The organism is Pantoea sp. YU22 (assembly GCF_003970755.1).
GTDB classification, from domain to species: Bacteria; Pseudomonadota; Gammaproteobacteria; order Enterobacterales; family Enterobacteriaceae; genus Pantoea; species Pantoea piersonii.
Genome location: NZ_RYDU01000020.1, coordinates 1 through 18,508 on the forward strand (window position 1 = coordinate 1; position 18,508 = coordinate 18,508).

Consider the following 18,508-nt stretch of genomic DNA (forward strand, 5'->3'; position numbering starts at 1 on the left):
CTTATGAGCCTGCTGTCACCCTTTGACGTGGTGATATGGATGACGGATGGCTGGCCGCTGTATGAATCCCGCCTGAAGGGAAAGCTGCACGTAATCAGCAAGCGATATACGCAGCGAATTGAGCGGCATAACCTGAATCTGAGGCAGCACCTGGCACGGCTGGGACGGAAGTCGCTGTCGTTCTCAAAATCGGTGGAGCTGCATGACAAAGTCATCGGGCATTATCTGAACATAAAACACTATCAATAATTTGGAGTCATTACCGACAAAGTCATCGGGCATTATCTGAACATAAAACACTATCAATAAGTTGGAGTCATTACCGATAACCTGCTTATTATGGGTTTTGATCTTGCGCTTAATATTGCCTTTATGTGACGAGACGGTTTTGGCTTTAATTTGCATCTTGTCTGAAATTTGAATGGTGTCATGACCTGACATCCACATTTTCAGCATATTCGACTCAGTCTGACTTAATGTCAGCGGGTGTACATCCAGACCTGAAGAAATACGGGTGGATGCGTTGAGCTTCTTCTGCAAATAGGTGCTGAGTAAAGAGTCCAGTGTCGTTGTTTTTATCGATTTTGACGTAATAATCAGGTTCTTACGAACGTAGAGGTATTCCTCAAAATGGATATTAGAAATCGCCATAAAGATAAAAAATAGCGTTTCCGGGTGCTGCATAATAATGCTTCGGATGCGGTCGCTGGAATCCGATTCATGAATAAAACATTCTTCGTTAATAAACACTACGCCAGGTTTTAACTGTTCGCAGCGTTGCTGTAATTGCTCAATATCGGAGACGGAAAAGATGTTTTTCTTTTTGACTCCCTTACAGGACATATAGTCCGATAATCCCAGGCGTGTGTAGTTGCATGAATCCATAATAATCGTTGGCATGTTTAGCGACCCTCACCAATTTGTTATCCGTTTAAATCAACGATGAATTACGCGTTGCGGTACGAGAGAGATTTCTAAGACACTTTTTTATTCTGCTCAGCAGTCTGGCGACAGGCCATACGCCTGCCAAAAGTATTCTTCCCTGACCCGTTTCTGCAAAGTTGTTTTTGTGCTGCCTTGACGTCACTTATCCCTCCAGTGATAGCGGGAATCGCTGGCGGTTTGCAATAAGCGTGCATAACACCCTGTTTTGAGAGCCCCGTCACTATCGCGCATAACACACTCAATTCTGATAGGACGATTCTTAAAAACATTTGATTCGCGAAAGTGTGACGTTTCAGCGAGTGTTGACAATGCCGGAAAAAAAAGGTCCTGACAAGAAAAATCGTTAAAGGATTTTTTTTGTTCGAAAACAATCTGTTGCCGATTTTGTCAACGATTCCACTGAGTTAGCGATGCCGGGAATCTGTGAAATAAAATACTTGAAGCGGGGTTTAATAAGAATAATTTTCAGAGTTACTTCTCATTTATCAGAATTTCCTTAGTTGATTTCTGAGAAAACTGGTTTGAAAAATGCACAGAATGTTTTAAGTGGCTTAAGTATCACTTCAGAAAGATAGTGAGATACTTAATCATCAGGGGTGAGACAGTTCCGAAAGAAACTGGGCGAGCAAATCAAAGACTTCGCTGAACAGATGCTCACAGAAGGGCGCAACCAGTGGCATCATCAACCCCATGGTCAAAATTCCCACTGTTAAGGTAATTGGAAAGCCAACCGCGAAAATCGACAGCTGAGGTGTAACACGGTTTAACAAACCCAGTACCAGGTTTATCAGAAGCAGCAAGACGATTAAGGGTAGCGCTAACATCATGCCATTAAGGAAAATTAATCCGCCCGCTTTGACCAGTGCATTAAAAGCATTGGCGTTTAACGGCTGCCCGCCGATCGGCAACGTATGAAAACTATCCGCCAGTAATGAGATCAGCCACAGATGACCGTTAAAGGTCAGGAAGAGCAACATCGCCAGCATATCGAGAAAACGCGCCAGTACCGGCATATTGAGTCGGCTGCCGGGATCGAAAAAGGTGGCGAAAGAGAGCCCCATCTGTAAACCGATCACCTCGCCGGACAGGCGCACCGCAGCAAATGCCAGCTGCATCGTGAACCCCAGGCCAACGCCAATCAGCATCTGCTGAAGCAGCAGCCAGAAACCGGCAGGTGAAAACAGCGTTACCTCAACCGAGGGCAGCGTCGGCACCATTATCCAGGTAATCAGCGCCGCCAGACCGATCTTCACACGGTTGCTGATGGCGCGCTCGCTCAGCAGCGGCGCCGTGGCGAACAACGCCAGCATACGCGCCAGCGGCCAGAAAAACTGACTGACCCAGTGAACCAGCTGGCTGCTGTCGAGCGTGACCATCAGCCGATCATATAAGGCAGGTTGGTAAACAGGGTGCGGATATAGTCCAGCACCAGATTCAGCATCCAGGGCCCGGCAATAACCGCCGTCGCGGCGACGGCCAGCACTTTCGGAATAAATGAAAGCGTTTGTTCGTTAACCTGAGTCGCGGCCTGCAGCAGACTGATAATCAGGCCGCTGACCAGCGCCGCCAGCAGCAGGGGCGCGGCAAGCATCAGCGCCAGGCGCATCGCTTCCTGGCCCATTGCCATTACGGATTCTGGCGTCATTTATCTCTCCGGGGGAATCGGAATAATCAGGAATAGAAGCTTTGCGCCAGGGAGCCGACTAACAACTGCCAGCCATCCACCAGTACAAAAAGCATCAGTTTGAACGGCAGCGAGATGGTTGCCGGCGGCACCATCATCATCCCCAGCGCCATCAGCACGCTGGCGACCACCAGGTCGATAATCAGAAACGGAATAAAAACGGTAAAACCAATCTGGAAAGCGGTTTTTAACTCGCTGGTCACGTAAGCGGGCAGTAAAATGCGCATCGGCACCGCTTCTGGTCCTTCGATCGGCGACGTATTCGCCAGGCGGGCGAACAGCGCCAGGTCCGCTTCGCGCGTCTGGCGCAGCATAAAGTCGCGCAGCGGCTGCGCGCCTTTCTCCAGCGCCACATCCATATTGATTTTGTCCTGGCTAAAGGGCAAATACGCCTCGTCGTAAATCTTGTCGAAGGTCGGCGCCATAATAAAGAAGGTAAGGAAGAGCGCCAGGCCGAGCAACACCTGATTCGGCGGCGCGGAAGGCGTGCCGAGCGCGTTGCGCAGCAGGCCGAACACGATGATGATGCGGGTAAAGCTGGTCATCATCAGCAGCACGGCCGGAATAAAGGTCAGCGAGGTAATGAAAACCAGCGTCTGCACCGGCAGTGACCAGCTTTGCCCGCCGTTGGGCAACGCATGGCTTACCAGGCCCGGCAGCTGGGCGTGAGCGGCTGGCGCCAGCAACAGCAGTGCCAGAAGAGGAAGCAGTCGACGCATCATTGGGGTTTTCCGGGACGTTTAACCAGGTTCTGTAACAGCTGACGAAAATCTTGCGGCGCGGCGGAAGCGGGCGCGCGCTCATCTGGCGCCACCGGTGGCAGCGTATGCAGATGGGTAATCTGCGCCGCCGTGACGCCCAGCACCAGGCGCGCCTCGGCGGTATCCACAATCACCACGCGTTCGCGCTGGCCGACCTGTACGCTGGCGCTCACCTTCAGGGCCTGGTTGCTCACCGTTTTCGGCGCAAAGCCGAGACGGCGCGCCAGCCAGGCGCAGGCGAGGATCAGCAGTACAATCACGGCCAGCACGCTGCTGACCTGGGTCACGACGGAACCGGTTGAAATAGCCGGTGCCGCGGGCGCCGCGGGTTGCAGCGCGTGAGACTGGGTATTCATCATACTTAGCGACTCAGACGACGCATACGTTCAGACGGCGTAATAATATCGGTGATGCGCACGCCATATTTATCATTCACTACCACGACTTCGCCCTGGGCGATCAGGTAGCCGTTGATCAGGATATCCAGCGGCTCGCCAGCCAGACCGTCCAGCGCCACCACGGAACCCTGCGTCAGACGCAGCAGCTCTTTGATGGTCATTTTAGTGCGGCCCAGCTCAACGGTGAGCTTGACCGGGATATCCATAATCAGGTCGATGTCCTGCAGTGAACCGGCGGCGGCGCTGCTCTCGAACGTTTTAAACACGTCGTCGCTCTGCGGCGCGCTGGTGGCGGCCTGCTCGTTCATCGCCTCAGCCCACAGATCGTCCGCAGAAATGTCGTCGGACGGTTTATTGCTGTCACTCATTGGGCTGTTCCTCATTCAGCGAATTCAAAATCGGGTTAATCAAATGCTCGACACGCAGGGCGTACTGGCCATTCATGGTGCCGTACTGACTGGTCAGCACCGGGACGCCGTCAACGTGCGCGATAATGCGCTCCGGTTTCTCGATTGGTAGCACATCGCCGGGCTTCAGCTGCAAAATACGCGACAGACGCAGCGAGGTTTCGGCAAAATGCGCAATCAGCTCCAGTTCCGAATGCTGCACCTGTTTCACCAGGTTTTCGCGCCAGTGATTATCCTCGGTGCGGGAGTTCTCCAGCGGCGGGTTGACCAGCAGTTCGCGCAGCGGCTCAATCATCGAGAACGGAATACAGATGTTAAATTCACCCACCAGGTTACCAATCTCGACCTGGAACGGCGTGTTGACCACGATATCGTTCGGCGAGGTGGTGATATTGGTGAACTTAACCTGCATTTCGGAGCGAACATATTCCACATCCAGCGGATAAATCGCCTTCCACGCGTCGCTGTAGCCTTCCAGCGCCAGTTTCAGCATGCGGCGGATAACGCGCTGTTCGGTGTGGGTGAACTCGCGACCTTCCACCTTAGTGGGGAAGCGTCCGTCGCCGCCGAACAGGTTATCTACCGCGATAAACACCAGACTGGGCGAGAACACCACCAGCGCGGTTCCGCGCAGCGGTTTCAGGTGGATCAGATTCAGGTTGGTTGGCACCGGCAAATTGCGGGCGAACTCATGGTACGGCTGAATCTTGATCGCACCGACGCTGATATCCGGGCTGCGGCGCAGCAGGTTAAACAGCGCCATACGGAAATGTCGGGCGAAACGCTCGTTAATAATCTCCAGCGCCTGAAGACGCTCGCGCACCACGCGACGCTGGGTATTAGGGTCGTAAGGACGAATGTCGCCTTCCGGCCCGCTTTGACTCTTTTCATCTACCGCGCTGTCACTGTCGCCGTTAAGCAGCGCGTCAATCTCAGCCTGGGAGAGAATGCTATCGCCCATTGATTTACCTCAAAATGAAGGCGGTAAACAGCACGTCGGTTACCACCTGCGCAGGCTGTCCTTTCACCAGCGGAGGTGACAGCACCTGCTTAATCTGATCAATCAGCGCTTGCTTACCTTGCTCCGACGCCAGGGCGGCGGCGCTCTGACGGGAGAGCAGCAGCAGCAGACGGCTACGCACTTCCGGCAGATAATCATTCATCCGACGACGGGTATCCTCATCCGGCAGACGCAGGGTAAAACCTACGTACAGCACGCGGTCAGGATCGTTGTCAGGATTGACCAGATTGACCGTAAAGGTATCAAGCGCAAAAAAGACGGGAGCGGGCGGTGGTTCAACTTTCGCAGCTTCCGGCTTATCGCTATCGTGTTTATTCATCATTCGCCAGGCTGCATAACCTGCCACGCTACAAGCGGCCAGCGTTACAATCAGTAACACCGGAATTAAGAGTGAACGTTTGCGGCCTTTTGCTTTCGCGTTATCAGACATTTTTGCAGTAACTTCCTGTGAATTATTGGCAAACCTCTCGGTTTGCCTGGACAGATTATCCCGCGTCTTAAGTCAAACAATGGGAAGAAAAGACGCGGGTTTTACGCTTACCTTCAGCGTTTGTCGCTGTCAGGCAAAAGTATCGACAGCGCCGGTGCCGAGGATGCGCGCCTGTAAGGCGGCGGGAACGGCGATCGGCGTTATCTCGCTATCGTCATCCTGGGAGAGAGAGAAGGTGCCGTGCTGTCCGTCGCGGCGTGCCTCCTGTTGCTGCTGCTGGAAGCCCTGGCCCTGCGCGAAGCTGTCACTGCTTACCTGACTCTGTCCCAGGTTAATGCCGTTTTCCGCCAGCGCGGTACGCAGCTGCGGAAGGGCGGCTTCCAGCGCGGCCCTGACGTGGCTGTGGCTGGAGGCCATATTGATCTGCGCCTGGTCGTTATCCAGTTTCAAACTAATCTGGATCGCGCCAAGGTCTGCCGGATGCAGTCGCAGTTCGGCGTTTTGCTGGCCGTTGCGGCTGAACATCACGATTTGCTGGCTCAGCGCCTGCTGCCATTCGTCGCTGCCCAGCTGAGCGTTAAGCATCGGCGTCGATGGCGTATCGGTCGTGGCCGATGCGGTCTGCGTTATCAGCGGCGCGGTGCTGCTGCTGAGCGGCGCGCTGGTCAGCGCGGTGCTGTCCGTCTGCGTCAGCGAGGCGCTTTTCTCATCCTGCTTGCTGAAGCTGCTCAATACCTGCTGAAAGCTGCTGTCCAGCGTGAGCGGCGCGGTGCTGGTCGCCGCGGTGCTCGCTGCCGCGCCCGTCGTCGTCAGGGCCGCCTGGCTGGTTTTCGCCTCGGCGTGTGCAGGGGTTGAAGCCTGCTGCGGCTGGCTTTGCGCCAGCGAGCTGCCTAACGCCTGGCTCAGCGTAGAGAGCACTTTGTCCGAGGCCGCGCTGCGGCGCGTTTCGCTGCCGGACGACGCCGTCGCAGTCGTGACGCTTGTCGCGCTGCTCTGCGCAACGGGCGACACCGGCAGCATGGCGAACAGCGCCTGCATCGTCTGCGCATCGCTACTGGTTAAGGTTTCTGCGCTCGCCTTATCCTTATCATCGGCGGATTTGGTGGCGGCTTTAATATTTTCCGGCGTCAACAGCGCCTCCAGACTGCCGGGTTTGTCTAAAGCGGTCAGCAGCGCGTTGAGCTGGCCCGTCGGCGCGGAAGCGTCCTGGCTTTCCTCTACGCTTTCAGCGGATTGCGTGGTATTTCCCTGCTGTTTCGCCAGCGTCAGCAGGCGGTTGCCCAGCTCAGTCAGAAAGCCCTGCGGCAGCGATTTGGCGCTGTGCAAAAGGTCTGCGGAATCTGAACTGTTCACATCACCTTTTGCGCTGGCGGTGGTGACAATGTTTGGCAGCGTAATCATTCGCCTTTCCTCAATGCGGCCCGTTGGGCATATTCATCCATCCGTTTCTGATCGAGACGGTTTTCTACTCGTAATGCGTTGTCCGCCGCGCGGCTGATTAACGTCTGATAGGCGTTAAGGCGCTGCTGCTTTTCACGCCAGCTTGTTAATGCCTGTTCCAGCCGCTGGTTCCAGTGGTTGAGCTGGGCGCGGTGCTGCTCAATCGCTTTTTCCAGCGTCTGAATAAACTGGTGATAGTTGGTCCAGCGATTCGTGGCGATGCCGCCCGACATATCGTTGTTCAGTTTGTTGCGGTACTCATCCTGGTAGTCGAGCAGCATGTTCAGCTGCTCGTCCGCCTGGCGCACGCCGCGGCGCATATCGCCGAGGTGGATCACGGCTTTTTCCAGATCCTGCTCGGCTAAATCACGCAGCGTGTCGATAGCACTGGCGCTTTTCATCGCTCACTCCTCGCGTTACGCCGCCGTTAGCCGAACAGCGCATGCAGATGCAGGCAGGCGTCGTCGTAGTGGCTGCGTTCAAAAATGCCCTGTTGCAGAAAGGCTTCCATCTGCGGATAGAGGCGGATCGCCTTATCCAGCATCGGATCGCTGCCAGCGGCGTAGGCGCCGACGCTGACCAGGTCGCGGTTGCGCTGGAAGCTGGAAAGCAGCTGTTTAAACTGGCGCACCCGCGCATAGTGATCCTCATCGATCAGCGCGGTCATGGCGCGGCTGATGGATGCCTCGATATCAATCGCCGGATAGTGACCCGCTTCGGCCAGCCGACGCGACAGCACGATATGGCCGTCGAGAATGGCGCGCGCCGAGTCGGCGATAGGATCCTGCTGATCGTCGCCTTCCGTCAGTACGGTATAGAAGGCGGTGATTGAGCCGCCGCCGTGCGTGCCGTTGCCGGCGCGTTCGACCAGCGCGGGCAGTTTGGCGAACACCGAAGGCGGATAGCCTTTGGTGGCGGGCGGCTCGCCGATGGCCAGCGCAATTTCACGCTGCGCCATGGCATAGCGCGTCAGGGAGTCCATGATCAGCAGCACATGCTGGCCGCGATCGCGGAAATCTTCCGCGATACGCGTGGCGTAGGCGGCCCCCTGCATACGCAGCAGCGGCGAAACGTCTGCGGGCGCGGCGATGACGACCGAACGTGCCCGGCCTTCAGCGCCGAGAATATTTTCTATAAAGTCTTTTACTTCGCGGCCGCGCTCGCCAATCAGTCCCACCACGATGACATCGGCCTGGGTATAGCGCGCCATCATGCCGAGCAGCACGCTTTTGCCGACGCCGGAACCGGCGAACAGGCCCATACGCTGACCGCGCCCCACGGTGAGCAGGGCATTGATGGCGCGTACGCCGGTATCCAGCACGTCGGTAATCGGCGTGCGCTGTAACGGGTTGAAGGGCGGGGTGATCAGCGGCGCGCGGTAATTAGTATCGGGCGACGGCAGACCGTCGAGCGGCTTGCCGCTGCCGTCGAGCACGCGGCCCAGCAGCTGCGGGCCGAGCAGCAGCTGTTTGCCGCTGTGTCCGCTGTCGCGCGCATAGACGCGCGCGCCGGGCAGAATGCCGTCGACCTCTTCCAGCGGCATCAGAAACAGTTTCTGGCCGTTGAAGCCCACGACTTCGCTTTCGACTTCGGTCAGGGTTTTGCCGTCGTTGCGCTCGATAACGCAGGTCGCGCCGAGCGGCAGCTGCAGGCCGGTCGCCTCCAGCACCAGACCGGTGGCGCGCGTCAGGCGGCCATAGCGGCGCACCGGCTGCACCTGCGCGATGCGGGTTTCAAAGGCGTCGAGCGCGCCCAGCCAGCGTGACAGTCGTGAGGTCATTAAAACTCTCCTGGCGCAGCGAGGCGACACAGCTCCTGCCAGCGCGTCGCCACGCTGGCGTCGAGATCGCCATCTTCGGCGCTCAGCTTGCAGCCGCCGGGATGCAGCGTACCGTCAGCCAGCAGACGCCAGCCGTGCAGATCCAGCGTCGGGCCGAGCGTCTGCTCAATACGTTGCAGATCGTCAGGATGGACGCGCAGCTGCGGTTTGCCGCTGAACATCGGCTCCTGCTGCAGCAACTGCTGGATTTGACGCAGCAGGGCGCTGCCGTCCACCGCGGTCGCCTGGCCGATCACCTGACGCGCGGCTTCAAGCGCCAGCTGCATCAAACGCGAAGCGATCACGCTGTCGAGCGCCTCCAGCGAATGCTGGAACTCGGTAACCAGCTGCTGCATACGCGCCTGAAGCGGCGCCTGCTGCTGCTGCGCGTCGGCCAGCCCCTGCTGAAAACCGGCGTCGTAGCCCGCTTTCTGACCTTCGGCGAAGCCCTGCTGATAGCCTTCGTTATAACCCTGCGCCTGCGATTCTTTGCGCGCCTGCTGCTGCATGCGCTCGAACTGCTGCTGCTGTTCGTCGGCTTCCGACTCGAACATCTCCGGCTCCGGCAGGATCTCCGGTTCCGGTTCATTGCTGCGGCCTAAATCATCAGGCTGCCAGAGCTGCCACGGGCGGGCGGAAAAGGCATCAGACATAGGTTTCCTCGCCGCCACCAATCACCATCTCGCCCGATTCCGCCAGACGACGGACGATAAGCAGGATGGCTTTCTGTTCGTTCTCCACCGCAGACATACGTACCGGTCCGCGGTTGGCAAGGTCGTCGCGCAGGATATCTGCGGCGCGCGCCGACATATTCTTGAGGAACTTCTCGCGCAGCGGCTGTTCCGCGCCTTTCAACGCGACCAGCAACTGCTCGGACTCCACTTCCTGCAGCAGACGCTGGATGCTGCGGTCGTCCACTTCCACCAGGTTCTCGAACAGGAACATCTCGTCGATAATCTTCTGGGCCAGCTCGCCGTCGAAGTCGCGCACCGCTTCGATAACCGCTTCTTCCTGCTGCGTTTTCATCAGGTTGATGATTTCCGCTGCGGTTCTCACGCCGCCCATCTTGGCGCGCTTGAGGTTGGTGCCGTCCAGCAGGTTGTTGAGCACTTCGGTCAGCTCCGCCAGCGCTGCCGGCTGTACGCCGCCAAAGGTGGCGATACGCAGCATAACGTCGTGACGCAGGCGCTCGTCGAACAGCGCCAGAATATCCGCCGCCTGGCCACGTTTGAGGTGCACCAGAATAGTGGCGATGATCTGCGGATGTTCGTCGCGGATAAGATCGGCGGCGGCCTGCGGCTCCATAAAGTTGAGCGTCTCCATACCGCTGGTGGTCTCGCGGGATTCGAGAATATCCTCCAGCAGGCTGGCGGCGCGCTCTTCGCCCAGCGCTTTGGTCAGCACCGAACGCAGGTACTCGTTGGAGTTGAGGCTGAGCGCCGCAAACTGTTCGGCATCGGTCTCGAACTCACGCAGAATTTCGGTGAGCTGCTTGTGCGACACCTGGCGCATATTCGCCATCGCGCCGCTCAGATGCTGCACTTCACGCTGGTTAAGGTGCTTGAACACCTCGGCGGCGCGCTCTTCGCCGATGGTCATCATCAGGATGGCGCTTTTTTCAGTTCCGGTCAGACTCATAGTTCTTTACTCATCCATTCGCGGATAACCAGCGCGACGACGCGCGGATCGTTCTCGGACATATCGCGGATGCGCTGGCTCATCACCTCGGCGCTCATGCGGTTGTTAGACTTACGCTCCAGATCCTGCTCATCTTTACTGAGCTGTACGCTGTAGGCTTCTTCCTGCTGCTCGGCTGCGGCGCGCTGAGTCGCCGCTTCCACGGCGGCTTTTTCCGCTTCGCGTTTACGCATCAGCTGCGGACGCACCATTTTGCGGTAGAGGATGAAGGCGACCAGAGCGATAAGCAGCCATTTGCCGATGTTCATCATCTGATCGAAGAAGCTCTGCTGCTGCCAGAAAGGCAGGTCGCCGCTGCTTGGATCGGTTGCGGTGAACTCGGAGTTAACCACGTTGACGCTGTCGCCGCGCGGCTGTGAGTAGCCCATCGCCTCGCGGGTCAGATCTTCTACCTGCTTCAGCTGCTGTTCGTTAAGGGCGATCGGCTTGCCTTTGTCGTCGGTGCGATAGTTGACGACTACCGCTACCGAAAGGCGCTGCACGTCGCCAACGTTCATTTTGGTATGGCGGATAGTGCGGTCCAGCTCGTAGTTCACCGTATCGTCGCGGCGCGAGTTGGTCGGTACGTTGCTGTTTGCCGTGCTGGTGCTGCTGCCGTTATTCGCGTTGTTCTGCTGGCCGTTTTGGCCATTCTGTCCGTTAGGCGCGTTAACCGGCGCGGTGTTGGCTGGCGCTGGCTGGTTGGAGAGCGCGCCCGGCACGCCGCCCGGATAAGGGCTGCCACTCTGGTCGCTGGTGCTGGTCTGGCGCGAACGGATCGCGGCGCTGCTCGGACTGCCGTTAGGCTGATATTTCTCGTCGGTCTGCTCGCTCTTGTCGAAGTTAAGCTGTGCCGTTACCTGCGCGTGCACGTTGCCCTGGCCCAGAATCGGGTTCAGGATCGCTTCAATGCGCTGCTGGTAGCGCGCTTCTACTTCGGCGGTGTATTTAAGCTGCGCGTCGTTGAGATCGCGGCCTTCGCTGTCGGAACGCGTCAGCAGGCGCCCGGTCTGATCGACCACGGTGACGTTGCCCGGCGGCAGGCCTGCCACGCTGCTGGAGACCATATGCACGATGGCCTGGATTTGGCCTTCATCCAGCGCACGACCCGGCTGCAGGTTCAGGGTGACCGAGGCGGAAGGGGATTTCTGCTCGCGCACGAACAGCGTCGGCTTCGGCATCGCCAGATGCACGCGCGCCGTTTTCACCGGCCCTAACGTTTCGATGGTGCGCGCCAGCTCACCTTCCAGCGCGCGCTGGTAGTTGACCTGTTCGCTGAACTGGCTGATGCCGAACTTCTCCTGATCGAGCAGCTCAAAGCCAACAGAGCCGCCTTTCGGCAGACCCTGCTGCGCCAGGCGCAGGCGCAGCTCGTGCACCTTTTCCGCCGGCACCATCAGCGCGCCGCCATTATCGGCGAAGCGATAGGGGATGTTCATCTGCGTAAGCTGGGTAACAATCGCGCCGCCATCTTCATCAGAGAGATTGTTGTACAGCACACGGTAGTCGGGCGCTTTCGCCCACAGCACCAGCGCCATCACGATGGCGATCGCGGCGGCGGCGGCAACGATTAAGGGGATACGCGGATTAGCGCGCAGGCGAGCGATAAGGTCACTGAAGCCTTTTTTTGCTGAATCCTGTGTAGCGGCTGCACTCGCATTCATGACCGATTCCTGCCTGACATAATTGACCGGGTTTGTTGTGGTGACAAAACAGACTCCCTGACACTGCGTAAAAGAAATTCCACTTCAATGCATGGCATTATTTTCTTTATCGCAAAATTCGATGGGCGAAAAAGCCGGGTTTTTTGCAGTTATTTAGCGCCTTTGTCTCATTGACAATGTGCTAACTTTTTGAGCGTAGAAAATCTAACCCTTTCGCTTAATGAGGTAACTGCATGTCCATTCAGGCAATTGACGGCGTTTTACAGCAGCTTCAGCTGACTTCGCTGCAGGCCAGTAACAAAAGCAGCGATGCGACACAGCCGGTCGATTTCGCTGCCACGATGAAAGCGGCGCTGGATAAGATCAGCGACACCCAGAACACCGCACGCGCCCATGCGCAAGATTTTGAAATGGGTAAACCCGGCATCGCGCTGAACGATGTGATGGTGGATATGCAGAAGTCTTCTATCTCAATGCAGATGGGCATTCAGGTCAGGAACAAGCTGGTGGCGGCTTATACTGATATTATGAATATGCAGGTGTAGGTAAGCTAACTAACTAATAAATATATCATTAAAGGTTAGATCGCTTTGGTGTGGGGCATGGATGGGATAAACTCGTTCAGTTTTTCGTTGAGGATGCTCCTTTGTGCTTCGTCATTTTCCTTCATCCAGGATCCGTATACCTGATACACCATCTGCGCATTTGCATGCCCCATCTGACTGGCGATGAAGTTGGGGTTTGCTCCGGCAGAAAGTGACCAGCATGCATATGTGTGCCTGGACTGGTATGCCTTACGGTGGCGAAGACCTGCACGCCTTAGCGCACCGTTCCATATTTGCCCAAGTGAATCCGTCGAATAGTAAGCGCCTGACCTGCCGTTTACTGCATCGAGGCTGGCGTTGAATACGAATGTTTTCTGATCGTCTATTCCTTCGCCATACTCTTTGGTATGAAAGGTGAAAGGTGAAAGGTGAAAGGTGAAAGGTAAATGAGGTCTGAAGAAACATTTTTGTTAGCTTACGCTGATTGCGGAGAACCTTTATCACTGCATTCGAACATATGATCCTGTTGCCCGCTTTTAAGTTTGGTGGGCAAATAACCTTGCTGGGTTGTGGGATACTCTCAGCGCTTTCGCTTCAAGGTCTATATTTTCTCAGGCTAGCACGCATAAATCTCCGTGCTTTAATTCTGTCAGGATCGCCAGTGACCATATATTGGTGTTCTATCGGTTTGACCTTAACATCAATAAGTAAGATAAATTTCAGAACCATTATAAAAAAGCGCCGGTGAAAGAGAAGAATTAGACCGCTCTCATCTTAAGGAAATTACGGGTTGGTTCACTGCAGTTTAATCACTCACGCCAATACTTTTCAAAAAATTTTGCATAAAGCCCCCTTACAAAAGCGTAAAATGCAACGGCTTACCAAAAATTGCGCATGATAGAGCTGATTTAAATACAGAAACCTGGGCAGGGTAAGCATCATGCTTTGCTATTATAAGATTGCCCACGCATTTTAGAACGCAACCAAATTTGGTAGCCGTCGTCAAATCGTAACAACTAATAATTCCCGCTTGTAGCTGAAAAGCTGCATTACATCTGGACACCCGGCCAAGGAAACCGTAGGATGCGGCGTTATCAGGCATTTTTTGAGTCAAGTGCTAACAGAGATAACAAACTGGGGGCACTCTATAATATATATTGTGAAAACGAAATTTGTGGCCAGCTCAGGCTTCGATAAGTATCGCGTATAACTGTACAATGTATATTAATGCATATCGCATATCGCATATCGCATATCGCATATCGCATATCGCATATCGCATATCGCATAGCGTCTGCATCGAAATGCCAGCTAGTTTTATCATCTTAAAAAGCGTGTAACGCATTAACCCAAACGATGAAGTTGCTTTTCAGAAAGATGACTATCACATGTTAGTGATACCGTTCATATCAATACTGATTATTGCTGATTGCGAAACGATACGGGGAAAGGAATGGTGGGCATTATCTTGCAGAGAAAGGCAGTCGTGACAATTCATGGTTTTAAAGAGCTTTACCGCCCGGCTATCTAAAGGTGTACTTCTGAACTGTGTAACGTCCATGTAGCACAAAAAATAACGCAAAGCACCTAATATCATCGGACATATGAAATGCGCCTTGCGGTATGCTTTTCATAAAACTTAAAACCATATAAATAAACAAAGTCAACATAATTTCTGGGTGAAATTATGGGTATGTAATTAAAATAGAACTAACAAGATAATTAATAATTAATTTTTAAAGCACTTTGGTGTAGAACATAGATGCGCAAATTTGTTGAATTTCCCTGTGTAAATCTTCTTCTTGATTTCACTCTTTTACTTCATCGAGTATCTACATACCTGATAAATTATTTGCCTGCGCGTTTGCATCCTCTATCAGGCTGAAGTCTAATTTGGGATTCGCTCCGGCAGAGAGCGATTAGCACGTTATATATGTATCTGTACTAATAAGCTTGCGAGAAAAGATAATAGTGTTTTAATTGAGGAGTACACTTAATGTTGAGCTCGTAAATTTAATAAAGTTATTTAACCAGCTGAACCGCCAATGCTGGCAAGTTATTCCTGGCTCGATTGTTGATAGTAACCTTCTTGATTTTGAAAAGCTGATACCTTCTTAGCTTTAAGGCGGACTGCTTTTAAAGGGAACGTTTTTAACCCTATTTCTTTGAAAAGATTATAGGAGATAAGGCAATAGATCGTAGATTTATATAGGCTAAAGTTGGGAGCGTGGATTTTTAAGGATAATTCAAGCTATAAAAATAATTTATATCTGAATAAAATGGAGGTGTATTAATTCAGTAAAATATACTGGATGCTTTTGGAAAGTAGATGTAGTTGTGTTTGAGTATGCAGCTCGTTTATTTTTTAGTCTTTTCAATTATAGATTTGCTAACAAGCCTCATTTACGCTGATGGGATAGGTGTAATTTATAATAAAAGCCCAGCACATGCTGGGCACGTCTTTCATTAATTATTAATGTACTATCTTATTCAAGACAGCTTTCACTTTTCTAAAGACTTTGCGAGGAATAGACTGCTTGTTTTTTATAATGTCAAGGTGGATGCGGGTAATGTTATCATTTAACACATTAAATCTATCGTGTGCCCATCCGTTTTCCTGCTGTGAAATAAGTAAGTCCATTTTATTATTCAAGACATTGAAGCGATCGTGAGCCCAGCCACTTTGTTGCTGTGAGGTCAGCATTTCAATATTATGTTGAAGGTTCTTTATTTTGTTACCAAGTGAATGAGAGGTGTTCATACTTTGCAATCTATTAATTTCGGACTCTAATTCGGAAATTTTTTGCATGTAGGCTGGCACTAAACCTAAGGCAAAATTGTACTTAATATTTTCATCCATAAATGGACGGAAACTTCTATAATTGTTTTTTGCCTTATTCCCGCTTAGCAACATCCCTGAATTTGCAACTCGATACCAGAACAAAGGCTCCGGAACAAGTTGTAGAGAGTGTCCCTTCAAAACAGCCTTTGTAAAAAACTCCCAGTCCTCGTGACCCAATCCATAATCTTCTGTAAACCCACCAATATTTGTAAATGTCTCCTTCTTGATTAGAGAGTTTGCATCACCAAAACAATTATTAAAACTTGCAACATTTAAATCAGGACCAAGCGGGAGCCAGCAGTGAGTCATTTTTCTAAAAGGAGATGGGTATTCTTCACTAAAAATAAGATCACTAGGCGTGGTTAAAATATCCGCACCTGAGTTTATAGCGGCAGTTACAAACGTTTCGACTTCATGTGGCTTTGCTACGTTATCGTCATCCATGAAAAGTAAAAAATCACCCGTAGCATGCTTAGCCGCAAGATTTCTCGCTGCCCCTAAATAATTGTTGGAGCTGCGTATAATCTTCCAGTTCCTTGTATTAAAGTCGGGCTCTAATAAATCAAGGAACTTGTGTGATTCTTCCTCAACACTTCCATCATCAACAATTACTACTTCAATATTTGGGTAAGTTTGCGATTTTACTGAAGCTATAGCTTGCTGCAATAAGTGATGCCTATCGTGATGTGTTATACATATACTTACTAAAGGCAAATCACCCTCTTCAATAGAATTAGATGTATCGCTAAATTCTTTGTTTATTAACTGTATCCAGTTAATTTCTGTTTCTCTAGGGTCAACAATAAGATGAGTATCACATCTAAATTTCTTTAATCGGGAATGAATTTTTCCATAAAGATCTACCGGGTTAGGCTGGAATAGTATTTCATTATGATTTTTCCTTGGTATCAATTCTGGAATGCCGCCTACCGAAGAAGCAAGAAAATTAACATCATTAATTAGACATTCATAAACAGTATATGGTGAGTTTTCAACTAATGATGGAATTATAACAAGTACGTTTTTTCGTTTAATGTACTCATTTGCATTAGTTCGGTCATAATCTGTTATTATGTTTATTGGTAACTCCAGGCGTCGCGTACTATTTCTTATATGCGTTTCAGAGTCTATAGAGCCCAAGTTAACATTTTTACCCAAAAATGTAATAGCAGATATATTCTTTTTATCATCACTACTTAAATTCTTTAAAGAACGTAGAAATATATCAAGCCCTTTCCTGGTCTCCAGGCGGCCAAAGAAAACCAACTCTATTTTTGCAGTTGAGGCATTTTTGCTTTCAGAATGGCCTATAGTTTCTTTCTTTTCAAAACCTTGAAAAGGAGCACAATTTAAAATTACACAATTAGCTTCTGGTAGAATCCAGCCTTTACCTTTCATCCAGTCTAAAAGATACTGTGATGGACTAACAACCTCATCGGCCATTTCGGTAACACATTTCTCCATATAATATAATTCTAGGTGGTTTTGATCATGAGGTAATTGGTAATTTCCTTCGTCAGACCATAAAGTAGAACTATGAGTGTTTACGATGAATTTTGTTTTTGTAAAATTTAATCCTTGTTTTTTTGCTAGTAATGAATAGTATAAATCTGCCTGCCATTCACATGAAATAACAATGTCGTAAATATTGTTTTCCTTCAACCACAAGAAAAGGGAGTAACTTTTTTCCTGAAGTAGGGCGCGTCAATGCTAATTTCATTGTTTAGCTGGGTGCTTAAAAGATTAACACCATGCTGGCTGTAGTAAAGCGACCATTCATTAAAGGTCTTAGAGGAAGATTCAGAATAATCACCGCACGTATACAAAACATCAATGTCAAATCCGTTACTTGCTAGCGTAGTGGCTAATGCGGTAAACGCTGTTCCAATACCACCATTTCTGACCGGACCTTCAATATCCGGTGTCATAATAAGAATCTTCTTCATTGTAAATTTTCCTGAGCGAGATATGCTGCAAATGAAAAGTTTTAAGTTTAAAAGTTCTGCTGCTAAAACGTACCGAAAGCCACTTGTACATCAGCCAGTAAGGTAAAAAAATGACATCTTACGATTTAGACCTTGAATCTTTATTAAAATTTTATCATTCCAAGCACAATCTTGTCTACAAGGCTAACCCAGGCAATGCTGGGGACGGAGTTATCGCTTCCGCGACGTATGATTTTTTTAAGCAGCACGGGTTAAACTATGAGCAGTATCGTGTATCAAACCACTATGATCCCAACAAAGATGTTTTAATATTTGGTGGCGGTGGTAACCTGATTGAGGGCCTATACGCCGAAGGGATGGAATTTATATCAAGAAATCAAGAGAAATTTTCTAAGATAGTAATAATGCCGTCAACTATTAAGGGATATGAAGAGTTTTTTAAACGAGGTGTTAACAAGTTTTTGGTATTTTGCCGTGAGAATATATCCTATGAATATATATTGTCATTAGGTTACATAGCTGGGGAGAGTGTTTTCCTGGCTGACGATATGGCATTTTATTTAGATCTGCCTTCATATCTTTCATATGTGGACCCTTTTAAGGGAGTAGCCAACTGCTATCGTACTGATTCTGAATCCTTAACAAAAAGTTATAAAGAAAACAACCATGATATCTCCTTAACCTGGAATGGGGATTACTGGGATAATGAATATTTAGCCAGAAATTCATCAAGATGCATGATTAATTTCCTGGAGGAGTACGATACTATTAACACTGACAGGCTTCATGTTGCTATCTTGGGCTCATTGTTAGGCAAGGAAGTTAACTTCTTTCCTAACTCTTATTATAAGAACGAATCAGTCTATAAATACTCTTTGCTAAACCGTTACCCCAAGACTGTGTTCTTATCTGCAGGTTGAAAATATTCG

The 18,508-nt window shown here is 51.2% G+C and carries 17 protein-coding genes and 2 pseudogenes; 3 read left to right on the top strand and 16 right to left on the bottom strand.

Going from position 1 to position 18,508, the window contains the following annotated elements; translation table 11 throughout:
• On the top strand, positions 1–249 hold a 249-nt coding region (locus tag EKL29_RS19935; protein WP_000675026.1), incomplete at its 5' end, for an IS1 family transposase.
• Positions 250–324: 75 nt separating this feature from the next.
• On the opposite strand, the pseudogene rcsA reads toward EKL29_RS19935, so the two are convergent.
• From rcsA to fliF, 14 genes and pseudogenes are all read right to left on the bottom strand, one after another.
• Positions 325–900 (bottom strand): annotated as a pseudogene (gene rcsA, locus EKL29_RS19940) (transcriptional regulator RcsA); the annotation flags it as partial.
• Positions 901–1,535: 635 nt separating this feature from the next.
• The gene (gene fliR / locus EKL29_RS19945) at positions 1,536–2,321 is read right to left on the bottom strand and encodes a flagellar biosynthetic protein FliR (RefSeq protein ID WP_120453572.1); all 786 of its coding nucleotides are present in this window, start codon (positions 2,319–2,321) and stop codon (positions 1,536–1,538) included.
• Positions 2,321–2,590, bottom strand: coding sequence for a flagellar biosynthesis protein FliQ (fliQ, locus tag EKL29_RS19950; RefSeq protein ID WP_120453574.1), 270 nt, complete (start codon positions 2,588–2,590; stop codon positions 2,321–2,323). Before fliQ ends, fliR begins: the two co-directional genes overlap by 1 nt.
• A 26-nt stretch (positions 2,591–2,616) precedes the next feature.
• Positions 2,617–3,348, bottom strand: a complete 732-nt coding sequence (fliP, locus tag EKL29_RS19955) for a flagellar type III secretion system pore protein FliP (RefSeq protein ID WP_126690519.1) — start codon at positions 3,346–3,348, stop codon at positions 2,617–2,619.
• Positions 3,348–3,746, bottom strand: coding sequence for a flagellar biosynthetic protein FliO (gene fliO / locus EKL29_RS19960; RefSeq protein WP_120454200.1), 399 nt, complete (start codon positions 3,744–3,746; stop codon positions 3,348–3,350). Before fliO ends, fliP begins: the two co-directional genes overlap by 1 nt.
• Before the next feature lie 5 nt (positions 3,747–3,751).
• Entirely contained in the window at positions 3,752–4,156 is a 405-nt protein-coding gene (gene fliN, locus EKL29_RS19965; RefSeq protein WP_120453576.1) for a flagellar motor switch protein FliN, read from the bottom strand.
• Positions 4,149–5,156: a flagellar motor switch protein FliM gene (gene fliM / locus EKL29_RS19970; RefSeq protein ID WP_033749825.1), complete on the bottom strand. Its 1,008-nt coding sequence runs from the start codon at positions 5,154–5,156 to the stop codon at positions 4,149–4,151. Before fliM ends, fliN begins: the two co-directional genes overlap by 8 nt.
• A gap of 4 nt (positions 5,157–5,160) precedes the next feature.
• Positions 5,161–5,646: a flagellar basal body-associated protein FliL gene (gene fliL / locus EKL29_RS19975; protein WP_120453578.1), complete on the bottom strand. Its 486-nt coding sequence runs from the start codon at positions 5,644–5,646 to the stop codon at positions 5,161–5,163.
• Between the two features lie 129 nt (positions 5,647–5,775).
• A complete protein-coding gene (locus EKL29_RS19980; RefSeq protein ID WP_126690500.1) occupies positions 5,776–7,047 on the bottom strand; it encodes a flagellar hook-length control protein FliK in 1,272 nt (423 codons plus the stop codon).
• Positions 7,044–7,487, bottom strand: coding sequence for a flagellar export protein FliJ (fliJ, locus tag EKL29_RS19985; RefSeq protein ID WP_120453581.1), 444 nt, complete (start codon positions 7,485–7,487; stop codon positions 7,044–7,046). The genes EKL29_RS19980 and fliJ overlap by 4 nt, the downstream gene beginning before the upstream one ends.
• A gap of 26 nt (positions 7,488–7,513) precedes the next feature.
• Positions 7,514–8,866 (bottom strand): flagellar protein export ATPase FliI, encoded by a 1,353-nt coding sequence (gene fliI / locus EKL29_RS19990; RefSeq protein WP_120453583.1) that lies wholly within the window; start codon positions 8,864–8,866, stop codon positions 7,514–7,516.
• Positions 8,866–9,558, bottom strand: coding sequence for a flagellar assembly protein FliH (gene fliH, locus EKL29_RS19995; protein ID WP_126690501.1), 693 nt, complete (start codon positions 9,556–9,558; stop codon positions 8,866–8,868). The genes fliI and fliH overlap by 1 nt, the downstream gene beginning before the upstream one ends.
• A complete protein-coding gene (gene fliG, locus EKL29_RS20000; protein WP_120453587.1) occupies positions 9,551–10,543 on the bottom strand; it encodes a flagellar motor switch protein FliG in 993 nt (330 codons plus the stop codon). Before fliG ends, fliH begins: the two co-directional genes overlap by 8 nt.
• Entirely contained in the window at positions 10,540–12,246 is a 1,707-nt protein-coding gene (fliF, locus tag EKL29_RS20005) for a flagellar basal-body MS-ring/collar protein FliF (RefSeq protein WP_126690502.1), read from the bottom strand. Before fliF ends, fliG begins: the two co-directional genes overlap by 4 nt.
• A 233-nt stretch (positions 12,247–12,479) precedes the next feature.
• On the opposite strand from fliF, the gene fliE reads away from it, so the two are divergent.
• Entirely contained in the window at positions 12,480–12,791 is a 312-nt protein-coding gene (fliE, locus tag EKL29_RS20010) for a flagellar hook-basal body complex protein FliE (protein WP_120453591.1), read from the top strand.
• A gap of 35 nt (positions 12,792–12,826) precedes the next feature.
• Here the strand turns inward: fliE and EKL29_RS23585 are convergent, their stop codons facing one another.
• Entirely contained in the window at positions 12,827–13,177 is a 351-nt protein-coding gene (locus tag EKL29_RS23585; protein ID WP_148104578.1) for a tyrosine-type recombinase/integrase, read from the bottom strand.
• Between the two features lie 2,347 nt (positions 13,178–15,524).
• Positions 15,525–17,579, bottom strand: a pseudogene (locus EKL29_RS20020) (glycosyltransferase); the annotation flags it as partial.
• 110 nt (positions 17,580–17,689) lie between these two features.
• On the opposite strand from EKL29_RS20020, the gene EKL29_RS20025 reads away from it, so the two are divergent.
• Positions 17,690–18,499 (top strand): polysaccharide pyruvyl transferase family protein, encoded by an 810-nt coding sequence (locus EKL29_RS20025; RefSeq protein ID WP_126690503.1) that lies wholly within the window; start codon positions 17,690–17,692, stop codon positions 18,497–18,499.
• Positions 18,500–18,508 lie beyond the last annotated feature (9 nt).